Below are 26,138 nucleotides of genomic sequence, written 5' to 3'. Positions count from 1 at the left end.
GTCACGCTCCATCGACGGGCAAACCTGGGAAAACGGCAAGGTCTCCCGGCTCGCGATCTTCGATCATGGATTTTAGCTGGCTAGAAAGCAGCGCCGCTTGTATTTGGCCATCCTGGGAGATGATGCTGGCCTCCCGCATAATCCGAAACAGGACCTGACGGAGCTTCAAGCGGGTCGACGCAGTCAAGGATGCGAGGCCGTCGTCCCATTCGGCTTTGGCATCCAGCAAGATGTCAAAGCTCTCCAGCGGCAGATCGTATTGGTAGGACCAGTATCGCTCTCGGATCACCTCCACCGCAAACTCTCGGATGAAGCGGTAAGCTCGGCACGTTGCCAGCCATAGCAGGGCTTGTCGGTCAGCGCGATCGGCCTGGTCTATAAGGAAAGCGCGCTCGGCATCAGTCAAGGTGAGAAGGCGGTTGGAGATTTCCCGCAGGGTTCGACGGTTCGACGCTGCTTTCGGCAGCGTTGTCGTACCTTGTTCCAGTGCCCGGCGGATCGTGTCCTCCCAAGGCTCCTGAGGCACATGAAGGCGCGCAACCTCGACGCTTTCGTTCAGCATCAAGCCCCCCGTGCCGAAAGACATTTTGTATGGTTGCAGCTGCGTCACGCCCTCGTCCTCCCTGGTGCTTGGGCGATCTCATCCGAATTCAGCAGTACGATCTGCTGGTCCTGCGGTCGCCTTGCTTCCGGGTCGGTATCAAGTCCCAACCGCTTGAGGGCATAGAATAGAAGCGCCTTTCGCACCGGAATGTGCGCCCGCCCATTCTCCATGCCGTAGTCCATTTCGATGGCGCGCCGCTGCGCCGGCGACAAGGCCGGATGCGGACCGATTTCCAAGATCATCTCACTGTGCCAAGCCGCATCATTTTTGGGGTCAGTTGTGACGAGACCGTACGCACCGGCCTCGACAATCCGCGACAGCAAAAAGTCTTTGAACACTTGGTCGTTCTGGCAGAACGCCCGCGCATGCCAGCGGAACCCGTCGAATGCCAACGCATGTGGTTCGATCCAGCGTGCGCTTGGCTCAGGGCGCGACATGGACTGGTAGGTCACCTGAAGCGCTGCAGGCTCACGGATTGCTGCAAGGACGTCCCGCAAAGTTTCGGGCGAAACGCCGCGCGCAGGCGTGGGCGTGGCACCAAAGTTTGGGAAGACGCTGATCCAGCTCTGGTCCGCACTCACCAGCCCCTGATCAACCGCCCGCAGCTGCGCGAAATATTCCTCGGCATTAGGTTTCAGGTATTTTGGCTTGAAGTGCTTGCCGCGCAGGTAGGTCCGAAGGCTCTTATCATAGAATAGATTGCGCTTGGCCTGCTCAATATAGGCGTTGAGATCGAGGGATGCTTGCTGTGTTGAAACTCCAAACGCGTCCATCAAGTCCCCTCTGTTTATTCGCCCCTGCCAAAATAGGCGAAACTCGATGAACTCATAACGGCGCTCGACGCCCCAGTTCAGCTGCTTGCCCTTTTTGCGAGTCACCCGGCATCCTCAGTTATATGTCGCATAACTACATCCGTCTACTTTTTGGATTTTTTCACAAGTCAGATCGGCGATGTCCAAGAACACCAGAACACCGATTCGAAACGCCCGTCATATTTCTGGATGTATCACAAACTTAGCGGCGCTCCTATCCTAACCCTCCGGTACGGCTTGCGGAAAGGGGGTGAAGAAGGGCCGGATCTGGACTTATGTCAGGGACCAGCGACCATGCCCGAACCGGATTAGACACATCTGCGCACCGGACAGGCTCGACCAGCTTCATTTCAACAGATGCAACCGTGCCTTCAGCGCCCCGTCGATCGAAGCGAGTAACGCCCCGGGGAAGCCACCTGGCAGTTGGTTGAACGTGGCCTCAACGATCGACTGGGCTGTCTCCTGGAGCTCGTCGAACAAACCCTTAACGACCGCGCGAGACAAACCAGATTGAACTCCAGTCTCAACGATATGTCGACCAACGATATTACCCACCTTGTAGTGGTTCGAATGGCCGAAGTTCATGGCGAGTTTGAAGTATTTCCGCTCGATTTGCCGGGAGTCGACGGTCGGCTGCACCGTCAACACGTCGTAGAGCGGTGACATGCGAAAACGCCCGCCGGGCAAAAGACTGACGCTGAAGTTCTTGCCATGCCCGTCCGTCGCTCCGAGAAGCCAAAACAGCACGTTGGCTTTGAAAAAGTCGTACCGGTCTTTGTTGGGGTCATCACTTCCCAACAAAAGATCCATGATGTCCGAGATGCCAGGGCCACCCTCGTTCTGGTACTTTTGCGTGGGCACCACAGATAGTGCTTGGCAGCAGTCTTCCTGCGGCAGGCGGATCAGGCGACCATCAGAGGTCCAACGCCGATCAAAACGCTCAACAACCAAGGCTTTCTTGTCACCGAACTGCGCCATCTCGACATTCGCAGTCCGAAGCCCGAACGCCTCCATCAGCTTGAGACAAAGGTATTCATTTTCGACGCTGTCCGACAGGTCCATGCCGTTGGGTAGCCTGCCAATTTGCGGCTTGATGATGTGGGTGGTGGGCGTCGTGCCGGTTGGCTCAATCCACTGGCCATCATGGCGCAGAAGAGCGGTTTTTTCCTGTGCACCAGCCACAGAAATCCGGAAATCATTCTCGCGACGGATACCGAGTGGCGCAAGATCCAGGTCACTCAAGATTGCCCCGATTTGAGCCTCGTTAACAGGCTCCCCCGTCAATTCCGACATGGGGTGTGGTTCTTGCCCGTCGGGCAAAAACTGAAGTGCACCAATGCAATCGCGACCAATCTGTGACAGCAGGCTGAAGGCATCCACGCCCTCGGCCCCAACACGTTCAGCAACCCTTCGGCGGATCAGGTCACTGTCAGGCAGCAGGTTGTCAAAGACGGCCATCACAGGTGCGCCGCTGTAGCGGTTCTCCTGCAGCGGCAACGACAAAGACACCGGCATCCGGTGCTGCCAGTCCAGCCAATCTCGTGCATAGCTGAAACTGACGCCGCCAGAAGGGTCACGCACCAATTGACCCACGAGCCGCGCGTTCAGGAAAACGTTCAGCGGTATGTAGCTGCGCTTGCGGCCCATGTCAGAAAATGTCCTCAAGCCCGTCTGGTGCGCCTTTGCTACGCTCGGTCACCGTGATCTCGAGGTCCAGGGCCGCGATGAGATCGAACACCGTTTCCAGCTTCGTGCCGCCGCTGCCGTTCTCAACCTTGGAGATCGTCTCTTGCCAGACACCGCTCATCGAGGCGAGCTCCTTCTGGGTCAGGTTCTTGGCTTTCCGAGCCTGACGGATGGCGTGGCCAAAATTTTTCGACGTGCGGACGAGATGCTTCATGAGTGTCCTCCTGCGAAGCCATATGATCCACAAGCCATAAAATGTCAATATGATCCGCGGTTCATAAAGACAAAATATGACTTGAAGGACATAGCTGACAGCTCCGACATGGACATAACTCAGAAAACACCGCTGTTGCTGAGCTAATGGCAGCCTTATCTTAGATTGCGCCACAGCTTTCATGTCTGCAGCCCCGCAGCACGTACCTGCTCAGGCGTCACCATCCTTGACGCGATCAAGTCCTCGATCTGCCGGTTTGTGATGTGGCGGCACAGGGGATGGCGCTCGTGGATCCACTCGGCAAGGCTGGCGCGGCTTTTGGCTTCGGCCTCTCGCGCCTTCTCGCGGTCGGCCTGCATCTCGGCAAGCCCCTTTTCCCACCGGCGCATCTTGAACCAGTTGTCGGAGAAACAAACCTTGCTACGCGTGTAGCCCTCGCTTTCCTTCGCATAGGCTTTGACCGCCTGGAGTAGGTCATCGGGCTTCACACCGGCCTTCACAGCTGCCGCGATCAAACGCAGACTGGTCCGCCTGTCTCGGATCCTGTCCTCGGGATAGGCTGCGAGGATTTTTACAGATTCCAGATCCTCAACCTCCGCCGCCGCCGCCTCGCGCGCGCTCGCGCGCGTGGGTGGTTTATGGATGGTTTTAGGGTGGTTTGGGGTCCACTGTGGACCCCCTACCCCGTCCACTGTGGACCCCCTACCGGGTTCAGGCTGGACGGGGTCCTCTGTGGACCCCGTGTCGATGTCGGGCTCTGCGATCGGTTCGAGCATGCGGATTGTATTGGTCACGATGCGGTAAACGACGGTGTAGCCGTTGCGGCAGGGACGGCGTCCGGTTTCGACCAGAATCCCCTCTCGCAGAAACTCGGAAATAATCCGTTTAACAGTCGTCTCGCCCAGTTCTGTGTGGCGCTGGATGGTGCCTTTCGAGCACCAGATACCCGACCCGTCGTCACTCGCCTTGTCTGCAAGGAACATGATGATCTGCTTGCGCGCTGCACTGCCAAAGCGGCGCTCTGCGCATTCGTTCGCGATACGCCAGCTCATTGGACCACCCCAATGCGACTAGAAGCACCTTGCGCAGGCTCTCCAGCAAAGCCTTGTGCCGTAGCTAAACGCCAAATCCGACTCACCGTCATTGCGGATCTGACGCTCCGGGATCGATTGGCCTTAGCGTCATCCAACTTGCTTCGACCGTCGCCGTTATGGTATCCTCCGCCTGGCAGGACGTTTTGTTTTGCGACATATTGGCGCCGAGTGCAGTTGCAGCTGCCTCGGCGTTTTCTTTTGTAGGACTTAAGGTTGGACGATTCCCAAAATTCCCCAATGTTTTCAATGGGGCAGGGTTGCATGGTTGGACACGCTAAGTGTCTGTTTTTACTGGGCTGGTTTATCTCCTGCCGGGGTCACCATTCGCGGATCATGCAGGTCGAGAACGCGGCGCGGTGCGCGGCGGTGGCGGAGATCGCAATAGATCCCGCAGGGCACGTGGCGTTGCACGGATCAGGGGTGTCACCAGGTCCGCGCGGACGAGGGCGCAGGAATTGCGACGGGCGGTGGAAAGATCCACCGCCCGTAAGAAAACTCATGCGAAAATGCGATCGTCGGGAATCAACCGCCGGGGGCGTAGGCGCTGCACCAGCCGTTCGAGTTCACGAGGACATCGCGGAACTGCGGATGCTGGCATCCGCCCCATTCGTCGTCGCCACCCTGCCAGAACACGCAGTTGGAGCACTGCGATCCGTCGCGGTACCGCGCGTGATCGGTCGCGTCATTGAAATCGTTGACATAATCCAGCGCGTGACCGTCCGCGGCCTGCTCCTGTGCGAAGGCCGGGCCGGCCGCAGTGATGCCGAGACCGGCAAACGGCACTGCCGCGCCGAAGGCGGCGATCTTGGTGAGAAACGCGCGGCGCGCGGTTTCGAACTTGTTGGACATTGGCTGAGGTCTCCCTTGGCTATGTGGTGTTTCAAACAATTCTAAGTATAGACAAGTCTTCGAGCCGGTCAAACAACACATTCATGAAACGATACATGTTTTGAGAGTCTCGGCAAGATACCGCCGCAGACAGCCTGTCCAGCGCAACTTCATGTGGTTAACGCCGTTATCCTTTTCTCAAGCTGTCGGAACATTCCCCACGGGGGCATGCGGGCGGCGGCCCCTCAGCAATTGGGCACGTTCACCGCCAGACCACCCAACGAGGTTTCCTTGTACTTCTCGCTCATGTCCGCGCCGGTCTGGCGCATCGTCTCGATGCAGGCATCGAGCGGCACCAGATGCGTGCCATCGCCGCGCAACGCGAGGCTTGCGGCGCTGACCGCCTTGATCGCGCCCAGCCCGTTACGCTCGATACACGGCACCTGCACGAGGCCGCGCACCGGGTCGCAGGACATGCCAAGGTGGTGTTCCAGCGCGATCTCGGCGGCGTTCTCGATCTGGGCGGGGGTGCCACCCAGCACCGCGCACAGCCCCGCCGCCCCCATCGCCGAGGCGCTGCCGACCTCGGCCTGGCAGCCCGCCTCGGCCCCGGAAATCGAGGCGTTGAACTTGACCAGCCCGCCGATGGCAGCGGCGGTCAGCAGGAATTCCTCGATCCGGGCCTCCTGGGCGCCCGGAACATGCTCCAGCCAATACTTGATCACCGCGGGCACGACGCCGGCGGCCCCGTTGGTTGGGGCGGTGACCACCTGCCCGCCTGCCGCATTCTCTTCGTTGACGGCCATGGCATAGGCGCTCATCCAGTCGTTGATCTTGTGCGGCGCCTGCAGGTTCGTGCCCCGCTCGGCGATCAGCGCATCGCGGATGCCGCTGGCGCGGCGCTTGACGTTCAGCCCGCCGGGCAGCGTGCCGCCCGAGGTCAGCCCGCGCTCGATGCAGTCATTCATCACCTGCCAGATCCGCGCCACGCCAGTGCGCAAGGTATCACGACCGCCGCGCGACACCTCGTTGGCGCGTTTCATCTCGGCGATGGTCCTGCCCGAACGTTCGGCCATCTTCAGCATCTCGGCCGCGGACTTGAACGGATAGGGCACCGGATCGCCCTCTTGCGTGTTGCGCCCTGCTGCAAGCTCGTCCTCGGTCATCACGAAGCCGCCGCCGATGGAATAATAGGTTTCACGCAGGATCACGTCGCCCTGCGCGTCCGTGGCCATCAGGATCATGCCATTGGCGTGGCCCGGCAGGTTGAGGCCGAAATCGAAGATCAGGTCGTCCTTGGGGTGGAACGTCATGACCGGCAGGTCGGGCGGCGCGATGGTGTGCGTGTCTCGGATCTGTGCCAGCACCGTCTCGGCCTCTTCGGCGTCATAGGTTTCGGGGCGGAACCCGGCCAGCCCGAGGATCGTCGCGCGGTCGCTGGCATGCCCCACGCCGGTGAAGGCGAGGCTGCCATGCAGCGCACCCTTGAGGCCGGCATAATGGAACGGCTCGGCGCGCATCCTGTCGAGGAACCGCGCGGCGGCGACCATCGGCCCCATCGTGTGCGACGAGGACGGGCCGATGCCGACCTTGAACATATCGAAGACGGATAGAAACATGTAGCGCGCGCTCCCTTGTCACGGGTGTTGTGCCTTGTAGCAGAAAAGGGCGCTTGTCCGAAAGCGACGCATCGGCTGCGTCTCACCGCCACGTCAGGGGGTCAAAGCGCGGCCCCTTCGGGCGGGTCGGCGGGGCGCGGCGCGGTAAAGGGGTGCGGCCCCAGCCCCTCGGCGGTGATCCCTGCGCGGGCGGCGGGGCTGTCTTCGAGGCGGATCAGCATCTCGAACAGCCGTGGCCAGCGATCGGCGCGGAAATCCCCCGTCGCGCCTTGCGGGTAAAGCGCGCGCCACCGCATCAGGCAGGCGATGTAGGGATCGAGCAGCGAGGCATGATCGTCTGCAAAGAACGGCGCAGCGCGGGTTTCGAGCATGTCGAGCTGGTCGGCGAAGCGCGCCTGCATCACCGACCGCAGCCGCCCCTGCGCGGCCGCATCATCGCCGACATACTGGTCGGGATAGAAAGTCATCCGCAGGGTCGGGTGCAGGGTGTTGGACAGGACGAACAGCCATTTCAGGAAATCGCCGCGCATGGGATCATCGGGACCGGGCGCGCCCCGTCCGTGGCGGTCGGCCAGCCAAAGAAGGATCGCGCCGGTCTCGAAGATCGGGCCGTGCACTGTTTCCAGCACCGGGATAAGTCCACCGGGGTTGAGCGCGAGATAGGCGGGCGATTTCTGCGCGCGGACCCGGCGATCCACCAGAACCGCCTCGTATGGCGCGCCCAGATCCTCCAGCGCGAGGCGGATGACGAGCGAGGCGTTGTCGGGCGCGTAGTGCAGCCGGTCACGCGCGGTCATGATGCCGTGCGCCGTGCGGGCCACGGCATTTTCATGGGTATTTTTGCCAAGAAGAAGCTCCGTTATGGATAAGGATCGGCGCGCGGGCGCATCGCTAGAGGCCAAGCTCGGCGCGGATCGCGGTGCCATCCTGCCCGCGTTCGGGCGGCGAGGCAACCGGGCTGATCCGGCCATCGAAGCGCGGCGCCGGCGCGGGCGCGAGGCCGTCCCCCTGCCCTTGCCAGATGCCGCGCGCCGCCATGTGAGCGTCCCGCGCCGCGTCGTCGGGACGCAGGACAGGGGCCACGCAGGCGTCGGACCCTTCGAAGACCGCCGCCCAATATGCCAGCGGCCGGGCCGCCAGGATCGCGCCAAGGGCCTCGGTCTGCGCGGGCCAGTGCGCGCGGTCATATTGCGCGGCAAAGCGCGGATCGTCCGACAGATCAAGGCGTTCCAGGAAGTCGGCGTAGAATTGCGGCTCGAGACATTGCACCGAAAGCCAACCGCCACAGGCGCAGCCATAGACCCGCGACCAGTGCGGCCCGTCCAGAAGGCTTTGCCCGCGCGCCATGTCGAGATTGCCGGAGGGCTGCATCGACATCAGGAGCGCCATCATGTGCGCCGAGCCATCGACAATGGCGGCATCGACAACCGTGCCCAGCCCCGTGCGCGCGGCCTGCAACATGCCCGCGAGCATTCCGGCCACGAGATATAGCGCACCGCCCCCCACATCGCCCAGAAGCGTGGGCGGGGGCGTCGGCGGCGTGCCCGACGCGCCCGCATACCAAAGCGCCCCCGAGGTGGCGAGGTAGGTGAGGTCGTGCCCCGCCTGATCGCTGCGCGGGCCGTCCTGCCCCCAGCCGGTCATCCGCCCGTAGACGAGACGCGGATTGGCTGCGCGCAACTCTTGCGGCCCCAGCTCGAGCCGCTCCATGACGCCGGGGCGAAACCCCTCGATCAGCGCGTCGGCGCGGCTTGCCAGCGCACGCGCCACGGCGAGGTCGTCCGCGTCCTTCAGGTCGAGCACGATCGAGCGTTTCCCGCGGTCCAGCAGGCTGGCGTTGCCCGTCACCAGGTTGCCGGGGCCAGGTCGGTGGACAACCACCACCTCGGCCCCCAGTTCGGCCAGCATCATGCCGGCGAAAGGTGCCGGACCAAGCCCCTCGAATTCGATCACGCGCAACCCTGCCAGCATCGCCCTGCCCCGTTGTCCTGTCGCCCGACTATGACGCGGGCCGGGCCGGCTGCCAAGGCACGACGTTCCGACATGTGGCGGCCTTGGCGGGATGCCGTGTCTGGGATACTGTCGTCAGCAGCGACAGGGAGAGGAACCAGACCGATGCAGATGAGCGACACCCGCGAGATCAAGGCCGACCGCGCGACCGTCTGGGCCGCACTGCTCAGCCCCGAGGTGCTGAAGGAATGTGTACCCGGCGCGCAGGAGGTGACCGGCACGCCCCAGGACGGGTTCGAGGCCACTGTCACGCAAAAGGTCGGCCCGGTGAAGGCCACGTTCAAGGGCACGGTGACCCTGACCGAGATGATCGAGCCCGAAAGCCTGACGCTGAGCGGCGAGGGCAAGGGTGGCGCCGCGGGCTACGCCAAGGGATCGGCCGATGTGCGGCTGAAGGAGACGGGCACCGGCACAACGCTGAGCTACGATGTCGAGGCCCGCGTGGGCGGCAAGCTGGCGCAGCTTGGCAGTCGCGTCGTGGACGGCTTTGCGAAACGGATGGCGGACCAGTTCTTCACCCGGCTGCAGGAGGTGATCGATGGCCCCTCGGAGGACGATCCCGAACCCGAAGCGGAAAAGAAGGGCTGGCTGAAGCGGCTGATCAGTTGATCGCAGACACCAGGTCGCGCAGCCCCGCGCGGAACTTCGACGCGCCGCCATTGGCGGGGTGCCGCAATGTAGGCAGATCCGGGGCAAGCGGGCGCAGGTGATCGCGCGCGGTATTGCCGATGCAGATCACGCGGGCCGCAGGGAACCGAGAGTGCAGATCGGTCAGGATGTCGAGATGGGCCGCGACATCCGTATGCGACGGTGTCCGGTTGGTCAGGGGGACGCCCGCGCGGTACGGGTGGAACGGGAACACGTTCCACAGCACGACATGGTCCGTCAGCCCAAGCGCCACAAGCTCGCGCCAGACGATCGACGCTGTCGGCTCGGAAAAGCCAAGGGCTTTTTCCGGCCCGTTGCGCCCGGTTTCCGGATGGCTGGTGCGGGTACCCTTGTCATCTGGCCCAAGCACGGCCTCGGCCGGCACGCCGGGCTTGTGCCCCAGCAGCGTGCGTTCGCAGGTCATCGCGATGCCGGAAAAGCGCGCGCCCTGGTATCCCGGCGCCTCGGCCACCAGCATCAGCCGGGCGGTTTCGCAGCGGCGGCGCAGATAGGCGGCAAGCTGCCGGCGGCGGATCTGCGGCGCCTCGGGGCCGGCATCGACGCCTTGCACGCAGACGGTGTAGGGGTTCACGCATCCGAGCGGGGCCTCGGTTGCCGCCAGCCTGTCGATGAAGGCGTCGATGCCGCGCCCGCCTGTCATGCGCCGGGCAGGTTGAAGACCCGGCTGGGATGCAATGTGCCGGCCTTGTAGCGGCCCACGGCCACCGCGCGCCCGCCCATCGCCGCCCAGCATTCGTCCCCGTATTCGACATCCGTCGCGATCACCATGCCGGGATTGCCGTTGCGCAGGCGGGCCACCCCCTCGGGCGGGACGGTGACCATGGGCAGATCGACCAGACCGTCCTCCAGCGGGCGCAGATGCGCGTCGAGATCGGGGGTGTGGGCCAGAGACTCTATCGTGTCGAGGCTCAGCCCATCCTCGGCGTCGAACGGCCCCGACCACGTGCGCCGCAACGCCGTGACATGGCCGTGACAGCCCAGGGCGTCACCCAGATCACGGGCGATGGCGCGCACGTAACCGCCCTTGCCACAGACCATCTCCAGCACCGCCGTGTCGGGATCGGGGCGATCCACCAGCAGCAGTTCCTCGACCCAGAGGGGTCTTGCCGCGACCTCGAAGGTTTCGCCCTCGCGCGCCAACTTGTAGGCGCGCTGGCCGTCGATCTTGACGGCCGAGTATTGCGGCGGCACTTGCATGATGTCGCCGACAAAGGCCCCGAGCGCATCCTTGATTGCCGCGTCGGTCGGGCGGACGTCGCTGGTGGCGATGACCTCGCCCTCGGCATCATCGGTATTCGTGGACTGGCCCAGCCGCACCGTGAACTGGTACGCCTTCAGCGCATCGGTGATATACGGGACCGTCTTGGTCGCCTCGCCCAGCGCCACGGCAAGTACCCCGGTCGCGTCCGGGTCGAGCGTGCCGGCATGCCCGGCCTTGCGGGCCTGCAAGGCCCATTTGACCTTGTTGACGACGGCGGTCGAGGTCATGCCCACGGGCTTGTCCACGATCAGCCACCCGGAAATGTCGCGCCCCTTGCGTCTGCGTGCCATGTTCGATGTCTTCTTGTTGCCGGAGATCAGACCGGAGGGCTAGTCCAGCGCCGCACCGGCGTCAACCACAACCCCCACCATGGGTCCCAGCGGAAACCCCTGATCGCTGCGGCCCAGGTCCGGGGCATGCAACCGCGAGATGTTGCCGTCGAAATAGAGCGCCTGGTCCACGCCCAGGTGATCGCGGAAGACCCGCCCGAAGCGGTGAAAGTTCACCGGCGCGTCGGAGATCACGAACCACGCGCGATCGCCATCGGCAGAGGTGCCGACGCCATTGCGCACATAGCGGCTGTCACTGTCCTTCAGGAACCGGGGATGCAGCGCACCGTCGATCACCAGCATCGGGCCGGACTGGCTGGCATCGCGGCAGCCGGGGCGATTCTCGGCGAAGCGGAGCGTCTCGATCACATCGGCGCGGTCCGGCCGCACACAGAAAACGCCATTGGGCAGCAGGCCGAAATTGCCCGGCCCTTCGCGCGTGACCAGCGGCGCGTGTTCGCGCCCGTCCTCGATGTAAAGGCCGACGGGGCTGCGATCCGCGTGATACATGCCCGCATTCATCCCGAAGGCCAGCCGTTTGCCGTCGCGGGCCAGAACGTCATCGACACCGGCAAAGCTTGCAAGGGTATCGCCCGTCTCGGGATTCTTGAAAAACAGCCGCAAATCGTCGCGGGCCGGGTCCACGCGGCAGATCGTGTAGCCGTGGCCCTCGACCTGCGTCTCGCGGCACGGCGCGTCTGCGGCGCCCGCGATCGGGATCACGCCGACCGCAATCGCCGCAAGACTAGTCTTCCACATCCCGGCGCACTTCTTCCTGTTCAAACAGGCGGCGGGTTTCCTCGATCCGGTCAAAGGTCTCGTCCAGTCGAAACCGCAGATCCGGGGTGAATTTCAGCCCGGCCTTGCGCCCGATCATGCGGCGCAGTTCCGACTTGTTGCGCGCAAGGATGCCGATCAGATCCTCCTGCCCCTCGCCGCCCAGCGGCATGACGAACGCCGTCGCGATCTTGAGATCGGGCGATGTACGCACCTCGCCCACGGTGACGGACATGCGGGTGAGGTCCGGATCGTGGATATCGCCGCGCATCAGCACATCCGACAGGGTGCGCCGGATGAGTTCGCCGACCCGCAACTGGCGTTGCGAGGGTCCGGATCCGTCGTGATGCTTGTTCTTGGCCATGCGCCTCATTTACGCTTTAGCATCCGACATTCCAAGGATCGATTTCCCGCCCGCGTACGCTCAGAGCGCGATCTGGTCGTTCACCGCGATATTGTCGATCAGCCTGACCCCGGCCAGACGCGCCGCCGCGAACAGCCGCGCGGGGCGATCGGGCGTCGCGATGCGCCCGAGATCCTCTTGCGCGCGCAGATCGAGATAGTCCACATACGTGAATCCCGCCTTTTCGAGACGCGTGCGCGCGTGTGCCGCGAGATCCGCGAAATCGCCGCCGTGCCGCAGCCCCTCCGCGACGCGGCCCATCTCCTCGAACAGGGCGGGTGCGCGAGTGCGGGCGCGGTCCGACAGCAGAATGTTGCGCGACGACAGCGCCAGACCGTCTATGTCACGGATCGTCGGACAGCCATGCACGGTAATCGGCAGATCCAGATCACGCGCCATCCGGCGCACCACCAGAAGCTGCTGATAATCCTTTTCACCAAAGAACGCATCGGTGGCGGCCGTCTGGGTGAACAGCTTGGTCACCACGGTCGCCACCCCGTCGAAATGGCCGGGCCGGTGGGCGCCTTCCATGACATCGGTCAGCCCCGCGACCGAAACGGTCGTGGCGAAATGCGCCGGGTACATCCGTTCGGCATCCGGCACCCACAGCGCGTCAACGTCAAAGCGCGCAAGCTTGCGGGCATCCTCGACCTCGGTGCGGGGATAGTTCTGCAGATCCTCGGGATTGTTGAACTGCTTGGGGTTGACGAAGATCGTCACAATCACCCGGTCGCAGCGCGCCTTCGCGGCGGCGACCAGCGACAGGTGGCCGTCATGCAGCGCCCCCATGGTGGGCACCACGCCGATGGTCTCGCCGGCGCGGATGAAGGGGCCGGTCAGGTCGCGTAGATCGTCCAGCGCGCGCAGGATCGGGGCGGTCATGCGTCAGGGGCCTTGTCGGAAAAGACGTGCTCCGCCCCGGGAAAGCTGCGCGCGCGCACCTCGTCGGCATAGGCGTTGATCGCGGCCTCGCCATCTTGTCCAAGCTGCGCGTAACGCTTGACGAATTTCGGCTTGAACGCGGTGAACAGCCCCAGCATGTCATCGACCACGAGGATCTGCCCGTCGCACCCCGCAGATGCACCGATGCCGATGGTGGGTGCGGTGATCTGGGCGGTGATCCGGTCCGCCAGCGGGGCGGTGATCTTTTCCAGCACGACCGCGAAGGCCCCGGCCTGGTCCACCGCGCGCGCATCCTCCATGATCGCGTCGGCCGCGTGCCCGCGTCCTTGTACCTTGTAGCCGCCCAGCGTGTTGATCGATTGCGGCGTCAGCCCGACATGCGCCATCACCGGCACGCCGCGCGCCACCAGAAACGCGATCGTTTCGGCCATGTGCCGCCCGCCTTCCAGCTTGACCGCGGCGGCACCCGTTTCCGCCATCAGGTGGGCGGCGTTGCGAAACGCCTGCGCGGGGCTTTCCTCGTAGCTGCCAAAGGGCATGTCCACGACGAGCATCGACCGTCTCAGGCCACGCGCCACGGCGCGCCCGTGCATCACCATCATGTCCATCGTCACGCCCAGCGTCGAGGGCAGACCGTGCAGCACCATGCCGACGCTGTCGCCGACGAGAACGAAATCGCAATGCGCGTCCATCATCTGGGCCATTGGCGTGGTGTAGGCCGTGAGGCTGACGATCGGTGTGCCGCCCTTCATCGCCCGGATGTCTTCGGGCAGGGGGGCGGTCTTCTGGGCCGTGGCACTCATGGCGTGTGTTCCCGTCGCGACTGTTTCGGCGCGGGTGCTATCAAGACTGGCGACGGAAATCCACCGGTCCTTTATCGCGGATCGTGCTCGGGGGTGCGTCGCTTTCGGGCAGCGTTATGTCGGATGGGCTGCGACGAATTTCACACGATTGGTCAACATGCGCCAAAGATGTGTCCCAAGGGAGTCGCGCGCCATGAAAACCGAAGTCAAAGCCCTCGTCATCGGCGGCGGTGCGATCGGCACCTCCATCGCCTATCACCTGGCCCGCGCCGGTTGGACGGACGTGATGCTGCTGGAACGTGATGAGCTGACCTCCGGCTCGACGTGGCACGCCGCCGGGCTGCTGCCGCTGTTCAACATGTCCTACGCCACCAGCCATATCCATAAATACTCGGTCGATTTCTACAAGACGCTGGAGGCCGAAACCGGCCTCAATGCCGGCTTTGCGGTGGTAGGCAACCTGCGTCTGGCCCAGACGCAAGAGCGCATGGACGAATACATGCTCTACGCCTCCACCGCCGAGACCTGCGGCGTGGACTACACGTGGATGACCCCCGACGAGATCAAGGAAAGCTGGCCGCTGATCAACACCGAGGATCTCAAGGGCGCGATCTACCACCACACCGACGGCTACATTAACCCCGCCGACGTCACGCAAGCCATGGCCAAGGGTGCACGCCAGCGCGGTGTCGCGATCGAGCGCAAGTGGCAGGCCGACGCCTTCCACTGGACAGGCACCGCGTGGGAGGTGACCTGCACCAAGATGGTGGAAAAGGGCGGCAACCTCGTCGCCAGTGACGAGCAGATCGTCATCACCGCCGAGCACGTGGTGACGGCGTCCGGCAATCACGCGCAGACCACCGCGGCCAAGCTGGGGATCAAGATCCCCGCCGTGCCGGTCGAGCATCAGTTCATCGTCATGGACAAGGACCCGGCGCTGGTGGACTACCGCGCCAAGGGCGGCAAGGAGCATCCGGTGATCCGCGATGCCGACAAGCAAAGCTATGTGCGCGAAGAGCGCGGCGGCTGGATCCTCGGCGTCTACGAGAAGGCCGCGCCCGCCTGTTTCGAATACGGCGTGCCCGACAGCTTCCGCGCCGATCTCTTCCCGCTCGACCTGGAGCGGATCGAGGATCAGTACATGGCGATGATCCACCGCATCCCGTCCTGCGAGGAATCGGGACTGAAGGACGACTATAACGGCCCGATCTGCTACACGCCCGACGGCAACCCGCTGGTCGGTCCCGCCCCCGGCTTGCGCAACATGTGGCTGGCCGAGGGGTTCTCCTTCGGCATCACCGCGGCGGGCGGCACCGGGTACTACCTCGCGCAGATGATGGTCGATGGCGAGGCCGAGATCGACATGGCGTCGCTCGATCCCAAGCGGTTCTCGTCGAACTGGATGACCACCGAGTTCGCCGCGCGCAAGAACGAGGAGGCGTATGATCACGTCTACATCCTCCACCACCCCGACGAGGAGCGCCCGGCGGCGCGGCCCCTGCGCACCTCGCCCGCCTATGACCGCCAGAAGGCGCGCGGCGCGCAGTTCGGCTGGGTCAACGGCTGGGAGCGGCCCAATTATTACGGACCCCTGGATGCGCCCGAAACCTTCGACCACGACGCCCGCAGCTTCCGCCGCGGCGGCTGGTGGCAATACGCCGTGGACGAGGCGAACGCGATCCGCAACGGCGTCGGCCTGATCGACGCCACCGCCTTTACCAAGCACATGGTCAAGGGACCGGGGGCCACGGCGTTTCTCGACTGGTTCACATGCAACACGTTGCCGAAGGTGGGCCGCATCAACCTGACCTACGCGCTCACCGATCATGGCACGACGCGCACCGAATACACGATCCAGCGCGTGGCCGAGCACGAGTACTACCTGATCTCGTCAGGCGGCTGGACCGAGTATGACGGCGATTACCTGCGCAAGGCCGCCGAGGACAAGGCGCCCGAGCTGGGCTATATCGAGATCCAGGACGTGACCACCCAGTGGGGGGTCTTTGCCATCGCCGGGCCGAAATCGCGCGACGTCCTGAGCGCCGTGATCCGCGATGCCGACCCCGCAACAGCGCTGTCGAACAAGCGGTTCCCGTGGCTGTCGGCACGGCGGATCGAGCTGGGCATGTGCCCGGTGAACGCCATCCGCGTCGCCTATACCGGAGAGCTGGGATGGGAGCTGCACCACCCCATCGAGATGCAGAACTACCTCTTCGATCTGCTGGAAACCGCAGGCGCGCCGCACGGGATGAAGCTGGTCGGTGCACGCGCGCAGAACTGGCTGCGGCAGGAAAAGAGCTATCGCGCCTTCGGCCACGAACTGGGCCGCGACGGCACCCCGCTCGAGGCGGATCTGCCGCGGTTCATCGATATGGGCAAGGACTTCCGCGGCAAGGATGCGATGCAGGGAACGGGCATTCGCATGAAATGCTGCACGCTGCTGATCAACGGGCCCGACGATGCCGATCCGTGGGGGCGCGAGGCGCTTTATACCGCCGACGGCACCCGCGTGGGGCGTCTGACCTCGGGCGGGTATTCGGTGGCCTTCGGGCAATCCATCGGCATGGGCTACGTCACCCCCGATCAGGCGGTCGAGGGCACGCGCTTGCAGGTCAGGATGTTCGACCGGCTCTGGGACGCCACCGTGACCTGCGACAGCCCCTATGACCCGAAGAACGCGGCGCTTCGCAAGGATATCGAACAGCGGGCGGCCGACCCCGCGCCGGCGCGGCAACCGCAACACGAGACCGCCTGACACGGCGGGGCGTCAGCCCCGCCGCAGCACTTGGAAGATAGCGGACGCACCCCAGCCGGCGGCAATCGCGATGGCCAGCGACATCAGCCCGTACAACATCGGCTGTTCGCGCGACATCGTGTACAGCCAACGTTCAAGCCCGACCTTGCGCACATCGATCACGGTCTCGTATTGCGACACCACCCGACCCTCGCGGGTCAGAAAGATGCGCGTCTGGTAGGCCCCTTCGGTAAGGTTCGCGGGCATGCTGATCGCGGTGCGGAACAGCGTCTGTTGATCGATGGCCACCGCACCCTCGCGCATCTGGTAGGCGTCCTGCTCGCGCTTGATGCGGATCAGGGCCTCGATGAACCGCTCGGCATCCGCGGCCATCGTCGCCGCCCCGACGGACCGGATCGCGCGCGGGATCGATACGCGATGGCGCAGATCCTCGGTGTCCGACAGCACCTGATCCAGCGGGCCGGTCGTGGCCACGGCGTAAAAGCTTGGGGCGGCATCGAGATCGACCATCGCCGTATTGACCCAGATGCCGAATTCGCGCGACTTGCGCCGCACCGTCACCGGCAGCGATGGCCCCGACACGGTAATCACCACGTCGAGCGGCGTTTCCGGGATCGCCGTCTCGCGCTTGACCGCGCCGAAGATCAGGATGTCAGAGCCCTCGAACGTCGCGGTGATCGCCACCTGGTCGCGCGACAGGCCCAGCACCACCGCTTCGTCCTGGGCCTTGAGCGGAACCGCGGCCAGCATCAGAAGCAGGGCAAGACGCCACCGCATCAGTGCCCCCCTTCTGTACCGATGGAATAAAGCTCTGACGGTTGCAACAGCAGGTCGAGCGCCAGCTTGCCGCAGACCGCCAGCACCATGATGGCCAGCAGGATGCGCAACTGCTCGGCCTTCATCCGCGTGCCGATGGTGGTGCCGAACTGCGCGCCGATCACGCCGCCCACCAGCAGCAGAACGGCCAATGCGATATCGACGGTGTAGTTGGTCGTGGCGTGCAGCATCGTGGTAAAGGCGGTCACGAAGATGATCTGGAACAGCGACGTGCCGACCACCACCTTGGTCGGCATGCCCAGCAAGTAGATCATCGCCGGCACCATGATGAAGCCACCACCCACGCCCATGATCGCCGCAAGGATGCCCACGCTGACCCCGACCAGCAGCGGCGGAATCACCGAGATGTAAAGTCCAGAGGTCCGGAACCGCATCTTGAAAGGCAGGCCATGCACCCAGCCATGCTTGCGGCGGCGCGACGGTATTCCGCGCCGGGTGTTGCGGATGGCGCGCAGGCTTTCATTGAACATCATGCCGCCGACAACGCCGAGAAACACGACATAGCACAGTTTGACCAGCAGATCGACCTGGCCCTGCGCCTTGAGGTAATTGAATACCACAACACCAAGGGCCGCGCCCACCAGCCCCCCGATCAGCAGCACCGTCCCCATCCGCAGGTCCACCGTCTTGCGCCGCAGATGCGCCAGTACCCCGGAAAAGGACGAGGCGACGATCTGGTTGGCCTCGGTGGCGACGGCGACGGCGGGTGGAATGCCGATGAAGAACAAAAGCGGCGTCATCAGGAACCCGCCGCCGACGCCGAACATGCCCGACAGCACACCCACCAGCCCCCCCAGCCCCAGCAGCAGGAAGGCGTTGACCGACACTTCGGCGATGGGAAGATAAATCTGCATGGGTATGATTAGCCCCATGTCCGCGCGCAATGCAAGATCGCGGGCGGCACCGGGCGGATCACATGTTGTTGCCATGCCGCGTTTCGCGTGAGCATTCCGAACGGCGGCGGCGCATGTCCGCCATTTCCAGCCTTGCAGCCCCGGCACGCCGCTGCCACATATGAGCGAAAGCCAAGGAGGCCCTGCACATGATCGAAAAAACCGAGTTCTACATCGACGGCGCATGGAACGCGCCCCGTGACGGCCGTACGCATCAGGTCATCAACCCGTCCACGGAAGAGCCGTGCGCGACCATTTCTCTGGGCGGTCAGGCCGATACCGACGCCGCCGTGGCCGCCGCGCGCGCCGCCTTTCCGGGCTGGATGGCGACCCCCGTGGACGAGCGGATCGCGTATGTCGAGAAGATCCTGGAGGTCTACAAGACCCGTGGCGAGGATCTTGCACAGGCGATCAGCACCGAGATGGGCGCGCCCATCGACCTGTCACGACAGTCCCAGGTGGGGGCCGGAATCTTTCACATCACCAATTTCCTGGCGGCCGCACGAGACTTCCAGTTCGACGAACCCCTGGGCGATCACGCCCCGAACGACCGGATCATCCACGAGCCGGTGGGTGTGGTCGGCATGATCACGCCATGGAACTGGCCGATGAACCAGATCACGCTGAAGGTGATCGCGGCGCTGGTCGCGGGCTGCACCATGGTGCTGAAACCCAGCGAGGAGTCGCCGCTCAACGCCATGGTCTTCGCCGAGATCCTGCACGAGGCCGGGCTGCCCAAGGGCGTGTTCAACCTCGTCAACGGCGACGGGCCGGGCGTGGGCAGCCAGATCTCGGCGCACACGGATATCGACATGGTCAGCTTCACCGGTTCGGCGCGCGCAGGCACGCTGATCGCGAAATCCGCGGCCGACACGCTCAAGCGGGTCAGCCTCGAGCTGGGCGGCAAGGGCGCCAACCTGATCTTCGCGGATGCCGACGAGAAGGCCGTGAAACGCGGTGTCATGGCCTGCATGAACAATAGCGGCCAGTCGTGCAACGCCCCGACCCGAATGCTGGTCCAGCGCGAGAAATACGACAGCGCCGTCGACGAGGCCGCCGAGATCGCCGCCTCGATCAAGGTGGGTCCGGCGCATGAGGATGGCCGCCATATCGGCCCCGTGGTCAACGCGACGCAGTTCGACAAGATCCAGGACCTGATCCAGACCGGAATCGACGAGGGGGCGCGCCTTGTCGCCGGCGGCACCGGACGGCCCGAAGGCTTCAACAAGGGCTACTACGTGCGCCCCACCGTCTTTGCCGACGTGACCAACGACATGACCATCGCGCGCGAAGAGATCTTCGGGCCGGTCCTGTCGATCATCCCGTTCGAGACCGAGGACGAGGGCCTCGCGATCGCCAACGACACGCCCTACGGCCTGACCAACTACGTGCAGACGGGCGATCCGGCGCGGGCCAACCGGCTGGCGCGCGGTCTGCGGTCGGGCATGGTCGAGATGAACGGCCAGTCGCGCGGCGCCGGCGCACCGTTTGGCGGCATGAAGCAGTCGGGCTACGGCCGTGAAGGCGGAAAATGGGGCATCGAGGATTTCCTCGAGGTCAAGGCCGTCTCGGGCTGGACACCGGACGCCTGAACGCATGGCGGGTCACGCCTTCGTGCTGCACCTTTTGCGGGCCACGGCGCGGCGCGAGAATGCGCATGCGCTGCTGGCCCGCTGCGGGACAGAGGGCGAGATCTGGCCCGCCGTCGATGGTCGCGCCATGACATCGGCCGATCTCGACGCCTGCGCCAATGATACGCTTTTCACGCCCGCCTACCCGTTTGGCCTGAAGACCGGTGAGATCGGGTGCTTTCTCAGCCACCGCCAGATCTGGGCCGAAATCGTGCGCCGCGATCTCGACTACGGGCTGATCTTCGAAGACGACGTGGCCATCGACCCCGGCCCCTATGCCGGGGCCGTGCGGCTGGCGGTGCGGCATGCCCCAACATTTCATTACATCCAGCTGCAGAACCGCCCGCCCGAACGCACCGGCCCGGTGATCGATCACGACGGCGACAGCACGTTGCGCGTGCCCGTCGTCTCGTCGTTGCGCGCCTCGGCCCAGCTTGTGACCCGCACCGCGGCCGCGCATCTTCTGGCCCTGTCGGAGGTCTTCGACCGTCCGGTCGACACCTTCGTCCAAAGCCATTGGCAGACCGGCCTGCGCCCGGCCGCGATCTATCCGGCGGGCATCGCAACCATTTCTGATCAGCTTGACGGCTCGACCATCCAGAGCGGCAAGAAAACGCTGGGACAGCGTCTTTACCGCGAAGTGGCACGGGGCCTCTACCGGGCGCGGGTCCGGCGCTGTTCGGCCCAAAGCACCGCGCCACGAAACGGTGGTCTGACATGACACGGGCGCGCATCGTGTCCCGGCTGTTCGGCGGGGCGGGCAACCAGCTATTCCAGTATGCCGCCGGCCGTGCGCTGGCGGATCTTCGCGGCGTGGATCTGCATATTGATGCCCGCTATGTCGGCGGCACCCGTGCGGATTGCCTTGGTCATTTCGCAAAGGCGCGGTACGTCCATGCGCCGGATCTGCCGCCCGCCAAATCCGACGGCATCCTGCGGTACGGGGCGTGGCGGCTGTTCGGACGCGATCCCGCGTTTCACCGGGAGCGGACGCTGGCATTCAACCCCGATTTCTTCGACCTGCCTACCAATACCTACCTGCACGGGTACTGGCAGTCCGAAAGGTACTTCAAAAGCATCCGCGAGCGCTTGCGCGACGATCTGACATTCACCAGCGCGCTCGACCCCGCCAATGCCGACATGGCGGCGCGGATCGACGCCACCCCGCATGCGGTGTCGGTGCATGTCCGGCGCGGCGATTACCTCGACTCCGGCAGTTTCGCGGCCTGTACACCGCAGCATTACCGCAATGCCGTGGACCGTATCGCGAATGACCTCGACGGCCCCCTCACCTGCTTCGTGTTTTCCAACGATCCCGAATGGGCACGCGACAATCTCGCCCTTGGGGCAGAGCAGGTCGTTGTGGATATCAACGACGAAACACGCGGCCCGTTCGACATGCACCTGATGTCGCGCTGCGCACATCACGTCATCGCGAATTCCACCTTCTCGTGGTGGGGGGCATGGCTCAACCCCGATCCGGCCAAGCGCGTGGTGGCCCCCCGGCACTGGTTCGGCAAGGCCAAGCTGGCGAACCCGGACCTGATCCCCGAGGGGTGGGTGCAGTTGTGATGGATGTCACGGGCCTGTCAGATGCGCGGTTCCTTCCCGAAACGGTGCACAAGCGCGACATCTTCTCCGAGACGATCTCGGGGCGGCTGGAGGGCCATCCCGACCTGCCGGTGGTGCTGCGCAAGCTGGACACGGTGCCGCGCTATGCACGGCCCGTCGCGTGGTGGCTGGCACGCAAGGAAAGCCGCGGCCTGCGCGCGGTGCGCGGCATCGAGGGCTGTCCGCTGCTGATCCGGTCGGATCGCACCGGGCTTTTGCGCACATGGACCAAGGGCACGCCCCTGCACTTGGCCCGGCCCGCCGATCGGAACTGGTACGCCGACGCCCGGCGCCTGCTGCGCGAGATGCGCCGCGCGGGCGTCACGCATAACGACATCGCCAAGCCGCAAAACTGGCTGATGACGCCCGACGGCCGCGCGGCGGTGATCGACTTTCAGCTTGCCTCGACCCACCGCCGACGCGGGCGGCTTTACCGGATCATGGCACGCGAGGATCTGCGGCACCTGCTGAAACAGAAACGCGCCTTTGCGCCAGAACTGCTGACCCCGGCCGAGCACCGCATGCTGGCGCGCAAGGCCCTGCCCGCGCGTATCTGGATGGCAACGGGCAAGCGGCTCTACAACCTGGTGACCCGCCGACTGATGAACTGGTCCGATGGCGAGGGCACGGAAGATCGGGTCGAACGCGACGGCCCGAACCTGCGCGCGGTACTGTTGCGCGATGACGCCGTGGACGACGTGGTGCTGTGCACCTACGCGCTGCCGGCGCAGGGTGTTGGGCTGTACGCCTTCGTCGAGACGTCGCACGACGCAGACGCGCTGCGCAAGATGGCCCCCGATCCCAAGCCCGACCTGATCCAGCCCGTCGCTCGGCTGCCGCGTCACGCCGACGGCAGCGCGCGCATGGATGCGCTCAGCCTGATCGCCGCCAACCGGCTGGACGAGTTGCAAGAGATCATGACACGCGAGCCTGCGCTGGCGGACGCGCTGCGGCCCATCGTGGCCGCGCGGCAGAACCTGACCGATCGCGTGCTGCGCTAGCATACCCCGGCAGGTTTCAGAACGGTGCCTTGGCCCGGAACCTGACCCCCGCGCCACCATCCGGGTGACGGACGCGAAGCTCTTCGGAGTGCAGCATCAGGCGCGGGTGATCGCGCGCCGCCCCCGTCGCATAAAGCGGATCGCCCAGGATCGGATGGCCCTGCACCAGCATGTGCACCCGAAGCTGATGGCTGCGCCCGGTTTTCGGCATCAGCCGTACGCGGCTTTCGTCGTCACCCTGGCGCAGCACGCGCCAATCGGTCAGCGCCGGGCGTCCGGTCTCGTGGCAGACCTTCTGCAGAGGGCGGTTCGGCCAGTCCACCGTCAGCGGCAGATCGACCGTTCCGGTCTTTGGCGTCACCATCCCGGCGACCCGCGCGACATAACTCTTGCGGGCCTGCCGCTTTTCGAATTGCAGGCCGAGATGGCGCTGCGCATGCGGGGTCAATGCGAAGATCATCACGCCCGACGTGTCCCGATCCAACCGGTGCACCAAAAGCGCGGTCGGAAAGGCGTCCTGCACACGCGCAAGCAGGCAGTCGGCCAGATCCGCGCCCTTGCCCGGCACGCTGAGCAGACCGGCGGGTTTGCACACGACGAGGATCTCGTGATCATCATGCAGGACATCCAGCGGATCGGCGGGCGGGGCATAATCGGACATGACCGCGCGGTACACCACCGCGGGCGCCATGGCCACAGCCCGAATTGCCGGTGGCGCGGCACGGGCGGGGGCATGGCCTTTACGCCGCGCGCCGGATGCCGCACAAGGCATCCCAAACGCGCGCACAGCGCCGCACGGATCACGCATGAAGGGACATCAACCATGGCAAATCCACTTTACGACACGCTTTTCGGTCGCCATGCGGGCCGGACGGGGCCGTTTCTGCACCTCGCGGATGGCACATCTCTGGGGTATGACAGCTTTCTGAAACTGGCTGCGCGCTATGCGCACGCCTTTCGGGCGGCGGGGCTGCGTCCCGGTGACAGGCTGGCGGCACAGATCGCAAAATCGCCCGAGGCGCTTGCCGTCTATGCCGCCTGTGTTCAGGCGGGTATCGTCTTCTTGCCGCTCAACACCGGCTATACCGCAGACGAGCTGTCATATTTCGTGACCGATAGCGGGGCGAGATGCCTGCTATGCGATCCGGCCAGCGCCGAGGCCCTGCGCCCCGTGGCCGAAGGCGCGGGCGCGACCCTGATGACGCTTGGCCCGGATGGCACCGGCAGCTTGCCGGAGGCCGCGCGCGACCAGCCCGACACGTTCGAGACCACGCCGCGCGACGCGGATGATCTGGCCGCGTTTCTTTACACCTCGGGCACAACGGGACGGTCAAAAGGGGCGATGCTGACGCAGGAGAACCTGCTGTCGAATGCCGAGGTGCTGGTCGATTACTGGCGCTTCACGGGCGACGATGTGCTGTTGCACGCGCTGCCGATCTTTCACACCCACGGGCTGTTCGTGGCCACCAACACGATGCTTCTGGCGGGCGGGGCGATGATCTTCCTGCCGAAGTTCGACACCGACCGGATGATCGCGGCGCTGCCGGACGCGACCGCGATGATGGGCGTGCCGACATTCTACACGCGGCTTCTGGACGATCCACGATTCACCCGCGATCTGGTCGCGCATATGCGCCTTTTCGTGTCCGGCTCTGCGCCGCTGCTGGCCGAGACGCACAAGGCCTTCGAAGAGCGCACGGGACACCGCATCCTTGAACGCTACGGCATGACCGAGACCAACATGACCACGTCCAATCCCTATGACGGCGCGCGCCGCGCCGGCACGGTGGGGTTTCCCCTGCCGGGGATCGAGGTGACGATCACCGACCCGGACACCGGGGCCGAGTTGCCGCAAGGCGACACCGGCATGATCGAGGTACGCGGGCCCAACGTGTTCAAGGGCTATTGGAACATGCCGGAAAAGACCGCCGAGGAACTGCGCGACACCGGTTTCTTCATCACCGGCGACCTGGGACTGATCGACGATCAGGGCTACGTCCAGATCGTCGGCCGCGCCAAGGATCTGATCATCACCGGCGGGTACAACGTCTACCCCAAAGAGATCGAATCGATGCTCGACGATCAGCCCGGCGTGCTTGAAAGCGCAGTGGTGGGTCTGCCGCATGCCGATCTCGGCGAGGCGGTGGTGGGCTTCATCGTGCCTCATGCCGGAACGACGCCCGATCTCGACGCCATCGGCGCGACCGCCGCCACACGCCTTGCGCGGTTCAAGCACCCGCGCAAGCTTGTCGTGCTTGATGCCTTGCCACGCAACACGATGGGCAAGGTGCAGAAGAACACGCTGCGCGAGACGTATGCCGACCTGCTCTCCGGCGGATGACGGCGTCACGGTCACCTGTGCGGCAGGGCCGGCGCGACATGCGGCTCGCGGTGGCATCACCCGCCACCGGCGGGGCCGCCAGCCCCTACTCGGTCGCGCGCAGGCGAGAGGGGCGCAGCACCTTGATCGTGGGCCGGTCAGGCAGGGTGCGCAGCGACACCTCGATCTCGCTGGTGCCGGGCCGATCTATCACGAAATCGCCCTGCATGCCGGCAAGGAACCGCTCCAGCGTGCGGTCGGTGAACCAGTGCATCGGGATCACGATGCTGGCGCGCACCCGCCGAAGCACGTTCATCATGTTGCCAAGCGACATGGTATAGCCGCCATCGACCGGGGCCATCACCACGTCCATCCGGCCAAGGGCCGCATACTGATCGTCCGACGGCTCGTGATGCAGATGTCCCAGATGGGCGATGCACAGGCCCTCGGCCTCGAACACGAAGATGGAATTGCCTTCCGGCTCGACCCGGTCGCCGGCGCGAATGTCCGTCGACACGTTGCGCACCAGCATGTCGCCCAGATCGACGTGATGGTCGATCCCCTGCCCGAACTCCGCGCCCCAGCCCCGCAGCACATGCGGGATGGCCGGATCGGGGTTGGCGGTCCAATGGGTGGAATGGGCATGGTTCATGGTGACCACATCAGGGATGAAATCGACATTGCCGAGAAACCCGGTGAAATCCGTCACCGCCGACAGATCGCCCGCCTGAATGAGAAACGCGGCATGCCCGACATACCGGATACGCACCGCGTATTCGGGCAGCGGATCGCGAAACCCGGCCTTGTGAAGATAGTCTAGCCCCGGCGCCGCCTCGGCCAGTGCAATGCAATGGCTGGGCCGCCGATCCTGCCCAAGGGCGGGCGCGGCAAGCATCAGGATGAACAGGACAAGTCGAATCATCGGCAGACCTCCATCAGGTTGATGGAGGATAGCACGATTTCATGCGCGACCATCCGGTCCGGCGGCGCGCCTTCTGCCGGACGGGCAAACCCGCCCGGCGCGTGCGGGTGCTGCCGGCACATGCGGCCCAACCCCTTGATTTCACGTGCAGTCGGC

At 64.7% G+C, this 26,138-nt stretch carries 27 protein-coding genes; 7 read left to right on the top strand and 20 right to left on the bottom strand.

Translation table 11 applies throughout. The features are described from left to right. Position 1 precedes the first annotated feature (1 nt). The 9 genes from ACROSR_RS13650 to ACROSR_RS13610 form a co-directional block, all read right to left on the bottom strand. On the bottom strand, positions 2-610 hold the full coding sequence (locus tag ACROSR_RS13650) for a DUF1819 family protein (RefSeq protein ID WP_432685965.1): 609 nt from the start codon (positions 608-610) through the stop codon (positions 2-4). Then, entirely contained in the window at positions 607-1,482 is an 876-nt protein-coding gene (locus ACROSR_RS13645) for a BrxR family helix-turn-helix transcriptional regulator (protein ID WP_432685963.1), read from the bottom strand. Before ACROSR_RS13645 ends, ACROSR_RS13650 begins: the two co-directional genes overlap by 4 nt. Before the next feature lie 279 nt (positions 1,483-1,761). Further along, on the bottom strand, positions 1,762-3,063 hold the full coding sequence (locus ACROSR_RS13640; RefSeq protein WP_432685961.1) for a type II toxin-antitoxin system HipA family toxin: 1,302 nt from the start codon (positions 3,061-3,063) through the stop codon (positions 1,762-1,764). A gap of 1 nt (position 3,064) precedes the next feature. After that, on the bottom strand, positions 3,065-3,316 hold the full coding sequence (locus ACROSR_RS13635; protein WP_432685959.1) for a helix-turn-helix domain-containing protein: 252 nt from the start codon (positions 3,314-3,316) through the stop codon (positions 3,065-3,067). 179 nt (positions 3,317-3,495) lie between these two features. Further along, complete coding sequence (locus ACROSR_RS13630) at positions 3,496-4,368, bottom strand: hypothetical protein (protein WP_432685957.1); 873 nt, start codon at positions 4,366-4,368, stop codon at positions 3,496-3,498. A gap of 564 nt (positions 4,369-4,932) precedes the next feature. Next, the gene (locus ACROSR_RS13625) at positions 4,933-5,259 is read right to left on the bottom strand and encodes a high-potential iron-sulfur protein (RefSeq protein ID WP_432685955.1); all 327 of its coding nucleotides are present in this window, start codon (positions 5,257-5,259) and stop codon (positions 4,933-4,935) included. Between the two features lie 224 nt (positions 5,260-5,483). Further along, positions 5,484-6,857, bottom strand: a complete 1,374-nt coding sequence (locus ACROSR_RS13620) for an L-serine ammonia-lyase (protein ID WP_432685953.1) — start codon at positions 6,855-6,857, stop codon at positions 5,484-5,486. A 101-nt stretch (positions 6,858-6,958) separates the two neighbouring features. After that, positions 6,959-7,654 (bottom strand): glutathione S-transferase family protein, encoded by a 696-nt coding sequence (locus tag ACROSR_RS13615; RefSeq protein WP_432685951.1) that lies wholly within the window; start codon positions 7,652-7,654, stop codon positions 6,959-6,961. A 94-nt stretch (positions 7,655-7,748) separates the two neighbouring features. Beyond that, positions 7,749-8,828, bottom strand: a complete 1,080-nt coding sequence (locus ACROSR_RS13610; RefSeq protein WP_432685949.1) for a CaiB/BaiF CoA transferase family protein — start codon at positions 8,826-8,828, stop codon at positions 7,749-7,751. Between the two features lie 144 nt (positions 8,829-8,972). Between ACROSR_RS13610 and ACROSR_RS13605 the strand changes: the two genes are divergently transcribed. Further along, positions 8,973-9,476 carry an SRPBCC family protein gene (locus tag ACROSR_RS13605; RefSeq protein WP_432685947.1) on the top strand — a complete coding sequence of 168 codons (504 nt, stop codon included), beginning with the start codon at positions 8,973-8,975 and terminating at the stop codon, positions 9,474-9,476. On the opposite strand, the gene ACROSR_RS13600 is transcribed toward ACROSR_RS13605, so the two are convergent. From ACROSR_RS13600 to panB, 6 genes are read right to left on the bottom strand one after another with little or no spacing between them, the layout of a single operon-like run. Further along, on the bottom strand, positions 9,469-10,176 hold the full coding sequence (locus ACROSR_RS13600) for a uracil-DNA glycosylase (RefSeq protein ID WP_432685946.1): 708 nt from the start codon (positions 10,174-10,176) through the stop codon (positions 9,469-9,471). The two genes, ACROSR_RS13605 and ACROSR_RS13600, sit on opposite strands and share 8 nt — an antisense overlap. Continuing rightward, positions 10,173-11,087 (bottom strand): tRNA pseudouridine(55) synthase TruB, encoded by a 915-nt coding sequence (truB, locus tag ACROSR_RS13595; RefSeq protein ID WP_432685944.1) that lies wholly within the window; start codon positions 11,085-11,087, stop codon positions 10,173-10,175. Before truB ends, ACROSR_RS13600 begins: the two co-directional genes overlap by 4 nt. A gap of 39 nt (positions 11,088-11,126) precedes the next feature. Next, positions 11,127-11,885 (bottom strand): phosphodiester glycosidase family protein, encoded by a 759-nt coding sequence (locus ACROSR_RS13590; protein ID WP_432685942.1) that lies wholly within the window; start codon positions 11,883-11,885, stop codon positions 11,127-11,129. Beyond that, a complete protein-coding gene (gene rbfA, locus ACROSR_RS13585; RefSeq protein ID WP_432685940.1) occupies positions 11,872-12,267 on the bottom strand; it encodes a 30S ribosome-binding factor RbfA in 396 nt (131 codons plus the stop codon). The genes ACROSR_RS13590 and rbfA overlap by 14 nt, the downstream gene beginning before the upstream one ends. A 60-nt stretch (positions 12,268-12,327) precedes the next feature. Beyond that, complete coding sequence (gene panC / locus ACROSR_RS13580) at positions 12,328-13,188, bottom strand: pantoate--beta-alanine ligase (protein WP_432685938.1); 861 nt, start codon at positions 13,186-13,188, stop codon at positions 12,328-12,330. Then, the gene (gene panB / locus ACROSR_RS13575) at positions 13,185-14,012 is read right to left on the bottom strand and encodes a 3-methyl-2-oxobutanoate hydroxymethyltransferase (protein WP_432685936.1); all 828 of its coding nucleotides are present in this window, start codon (positions 14,010-14,012) and stop codon (positions 13,185-13,187) included. Before panB ends, panC begins: the two co-directional genes overlap by 4 nt. A 193-nt stretch (positions 14,013-14,205) precedes the next feature. Between panB and ACROSR_RS13570 the strand changes: the two genes are divergently transcribed. Next, the gene (locus ACROSR_RS13570) at positions 14,206-16,767 is read left to right on the top strand and encodes a GcvT family protein (RefSeq protein ID WP_432685934.1); all 2,562 of its coding nucleotides are present in this window, start codon (positions 14,206-14,208) and stop codon (positions 16,765-16,767) included. A 12-nt stretch (positions 16,768-16,779) separates the two neighbouring features. On the opposite strand, the gene ACROSR_RS13565 is transcribed toward ACROSR_RS13570, so the two are convergent. Continuing rightward, the gene (locus ACROSR_RS13565) at positions 16,780-17,544 is read right to left on the bottom strand and encodes a TIGR02186 family protein (RefSeq protein WP_432685933.1); all 765 of its coding nucleotides are present in this window, start codon (positions 17,542-17,544) and stop codon (positions 16,780-16,782) included. Then, on the bottom strand, positions 17,544-18,458 hold the full coding sequence (locus ACROSR_RS13560) for a sulfite exporter TauE/SafE family protein (protein ID WP_432685931.1): 915 nt from the start codon (positions 18,456-18,458) through the stop codon (positions 17,544-17,546). Before ACROSR_RS13560 ends, ACROSR_RS13565 begins: the two co-directional genes overlap by 1 nt. Positions 18,459-18,646: 188 nt before the next feature. Between ACROSR_RS13560 and ACROSR_RS13555 the strand changes: the two genes are divergently transcribed. Genes ACROSR_RS13555 through ACROSR_RS13540 form a run of 4 tightly spaced genes read left to right on the top strand, consistent with a single transcriptional unit; the run spans position 18,647 to position 22,740 of the window. Then, positions 18,647-20,089, top strand: coding sequence for an aldehyde dehydrogenase family protein (locus ACROSR_RS13555; RefSeq protein WP_432685929.1), 1,443 nt, complete (start codon positions 18,647-18,649; stop codon positions 20,087-20,089). A gap of 4 nt (positions 20,090-20,093) precedes the next feature. Further along, on the top strand, positions 20,094-20,849 hold the full coding sequence (locus ACROSR_RS13550; RefSeq protein WP_432685927.1) for a glycosyltransferase family 25 protein: 756 nt from the start codon (positions 20,094-20,096) through the stop codon (positions 20,847-20,849). Further along, a complete protein-coding gene (locus tag ACROSR_RS13545) occupies positions 20,846-21,700 on the top strand; it encodes an alpha-1,2-fucosyltransferase (RefSeq protein ID WP_432685925.1) in 855 nt (284 codons plus the stop codon). Before ACROSR_RS13550 ends, ACROSR_RS13545 begins: the two co-directional genes overlap by 4 nt. Continuing rightward, on the top strand, positions 21,700-22,740 hold the full coding sequence (locus ACROSR_RS13540) for a serine/threonine protein kinase (protein WP_432685923.1): 1,041 nt from the start codon (positions 21,700-21,702) through the stop codon (positions 22,738-22,740). The genes ACROSR_RS13545 and ACROSR_RS13540 overlap by 1 nt, the downstream gene beginning before the upstream one ends. A gap of 16 nt (positions 22,741-22,756) precedes the next feature. On the opposite strand, the gene ACROSR_RS13535 is transcribed toward ACROSR_RS13540, so the two are convergent. Further along, the gene (locus tag ACROSR_RS13535) at positions 22,757-23,401 is read right to left on the bottom strand and encodes a pseudouridine synthase (RefSeq protein WP_432685921.1); all 645 of its coding nucleotides are present in this window, start codon (positions 23,399-23,401) and stop codon (positions 22,757-22,759) included. Between the two features lie 162 nt (positions 23,402-23,563). On the opposite strand from ACROSR_RS13535, the gene ACROSR_RS13530 reads away from it, so the two are divergent. After that, on the top strand, positions 23,564-25,081 hold the full coding sequence (locus tag ACROSR_RS13530; RefSeq protein ID WP_432685919.1) for a malonate--CoA ligase: 1,518 nt from the start codon (positions 23,564-23,566) through the stop codon (positions 25,079-25,081). Between the two features lie 85 nt (positions 25,082-25,166). Here the strand turns inward: ACROSR_RS13530 and ACROSR_RS13525 are convergent, their stop codons facing one another. Then, entirely contained in the window at positions 25,167-25,982 is an 816-nt protein-coding gene (locus ACROSR_RS13525) for an MBL fold metallo-hydrolase (protein WP_432685917.1), read from the bottom strand. Further along, positions 25,979-26,104, bottom strand: a complete 126-nt coding sequence (locus ACROSR_RS13520; RefSeq protein ID WP_432685915.1) for a hypothetical protein — start codon at positions 26,102-26,104, stop codon at positions 25,979-25,981. The genes ACROSR_RS13525 and ACROSR_RS13520 overlap by 4 nt, the downstream gene beginning before the upstream one ends. Positions 26,105-26,138 lie beyond the last annotated feature (34 nt).

The organism is Roseovarius tibetensis (assembly GCF_050896375.1).
GTDB classification, from domain to species: domain Bacteria; phylum Pseudomonadota; class Alphaproteobacteria; order Rhodobacterales; family Rhodobacteraceae; genus Roseovarius; species Roseovarius tibetensis.
The sequence above is the reverse complement of the archived record's forward strand: the minus strand, read 5'-3'. Positions and strand labels throughout refer to the sequence as shown.

Excerpts from the sequence above, each read along its gene's own strand:
- ACROSR_RS13610 (WP_432685949.1), bottom strand. The coding sequence starts at position 8,828 with ATGCTGGCAGGGTTGCGCGTGATCGAATTCGAGGGGCTTGGTCCGGCA.
- ACROSR_RS13540 (WP_432685923.1), top strand. The coding sequence starts at position 21,700 with ATGGATGTCACGGGCCTGTCAGATGCGCGGTTCCTTCCCGAAACGGTG.
- ACROSR_RS13555 (WP_432685929.1), top strand. The coding sequence starts at position 18,647 with ATGATCGAAAAAACCGAGTTCTACATCGACGGCGCATGGAACGCGCCC.
- ACROSR_RS13570 (WP_432685934.1), top strand. The coding sequence starts at position 14,206 with ATGAAAACCGAAGTCAAAGCCCTCGTCATCGGCGGCGGTGCGATCGGC.
- ACROSR_RS13560 (WP_432685931.1), bottom strand. The coding sequence starts at position 18,458 with ATGCAGATTTATCTTCCCATCGCCGAAGTGTCGGTCAACGCCTTCCTG.
- ACROSR_RS13600 (WP_432685946.1), bottom strand. The coding sequence starts at position 10,176 with ATGACAGGCGGGCGCGGCATCGACGCCTTCATCGACAGGCTGGCGGCA.
- ACROSR_RS13550 (WP_432685927.1), top strand. The coding sequence starts at position 20,094 with ATGGCGGGTCACGCCTTCGTGCTGCACCTTTTGCGGGCCACGGCGCGG.
- ACROSR_RS13615 (WP_432685951.1), bottom strand. The coding sequence starts at position 7,654 with ATGACCGCGCGTGACCGGCTGCACTACGCGCCCGACAACGCCTCGCTC.
- ACROSR_RS13525 (WP_432685917.1), bottom strand. The coding sequence starts at position 25,982 with ATGATTCGACTTGTCCTGTTCATCCTGATGCTTGCCGCGCCCGCCCTT.
- ACROSR_RS13545 (WP_432685925.1), top strand. The coding sequence starts at position 20,846 with ATGACACGGGCGCGCATCGTGTCCCGGCTGTTCGGCGGGGCGGGCAAC.
- rbfA (WP_432685940.1), bottom strand. The coding sequence starts at position 12,267 with ATGGCCAAGAACAAGCATCACGACGGATCCGGACCCTCGCAACGCCAG.
- ACROSR_RS13520 (WP_432685915.1), bottom strand. The coding sequence starts at position 26,104 with ATGTGCCGGCAGCACCCGCACGCGCCGGGCGGGTTTGCCCGTCCGGCA.
- ACROSR_RS13590 (WP_432685942.1), bottom strand. The coding sequence starts at position 11,885 with ATGTGGAAGACTAGTCTTGCGGCGATTGCGGTCGGCGTGATCCCGATC.
- ACROSR_RS13640 (WP_432685961.1), bottom strand. The coding sequence starts at position 3,063 with ATGGGCCGCAAGCGCAGCTACATACCGCTGAACGTTTTCCTGAACGCG.
- truB (WP_432685944.1), bottom strand. The coding sequence starts at position 11,087 with ATGGCACGCAGACGCAAGGGGCGCGACATTTCCGGGTGGCTGATCGTG.
- ACROSR_RS13635 (WP_432685959.1), bottom strand. The coding sequence starts at position 3,316 with ATGAAGCATCTCGTCCGCACGTCGAAAAATTTTGGCCACGCCATCCGT.
- panC (WP_432685938.1), bottom strand. The coding sequence starts at position 13,188 with ATGACCGCCCCGATCCTGCGCGCGCTGGACGATCTACGCGACCTGACC.
- panB (WP_432685936.1), bottom strand. The coding sequence starts at position 14,012 with ATGAGTGCCACGGCCCAGAAGACCGCCCCCCTGCCCGAAGACATCCGG.
- ACROSR_RS13530 (WP_432685919.1), top strand. The coding sequence starts at position 23,564 with ATGGCAAATCCACTTTACGACACGCTTTTCGGTCGCCATGCGGGCCGG.
- ACROSR_RS13535 (WP_432685921.1), bottom strand. The coding sequence starts at position 23,401 with ATGTCCGATTATGCCCCGCCCGCCGATCCGCTGGATGTCCTGCATGAT.
- ACROSR_RS13565 (WP_432685933.1), bottom strand. The coding sequence starts at position 17,544 with ATGCGGTGGCGTCTTGCCCTGCTTCTGATGCTGGCCGCGGTTCCGCTC.
- ACROSR_RS13625 (WP_432685955.1), bottom strand. The coding sequence starts at position 5,259 with ATGTCCAACAAGTTCGAAACCGCGCGCCGCGCGTTTCTCACCAAGATC.
- ACROSR_RS13620 (WP_432685953.1), bottom strand. The coding sequence starts at position 6,857 with ATGTTTCTATCCGTCTTCGATATGTTCAAGGTCGGCATCGGCCCGTCC.
- ACROSR_RS13605 (WP_432685947.1), top strand. The coding sequence starts at position 8,973 with ATGCAGATGAGCGACACCCGCGAGATCAAGGCCGACCGCGCGACCGTC.
- ACROSR_RS13630 (WP_432685957.1), bottom strand. The coding sequence starts at position 4,368 with ATGAGCTGGCGTATCGCGAACGAATGCGCAGAGCGCCGCTTTGGCAGT.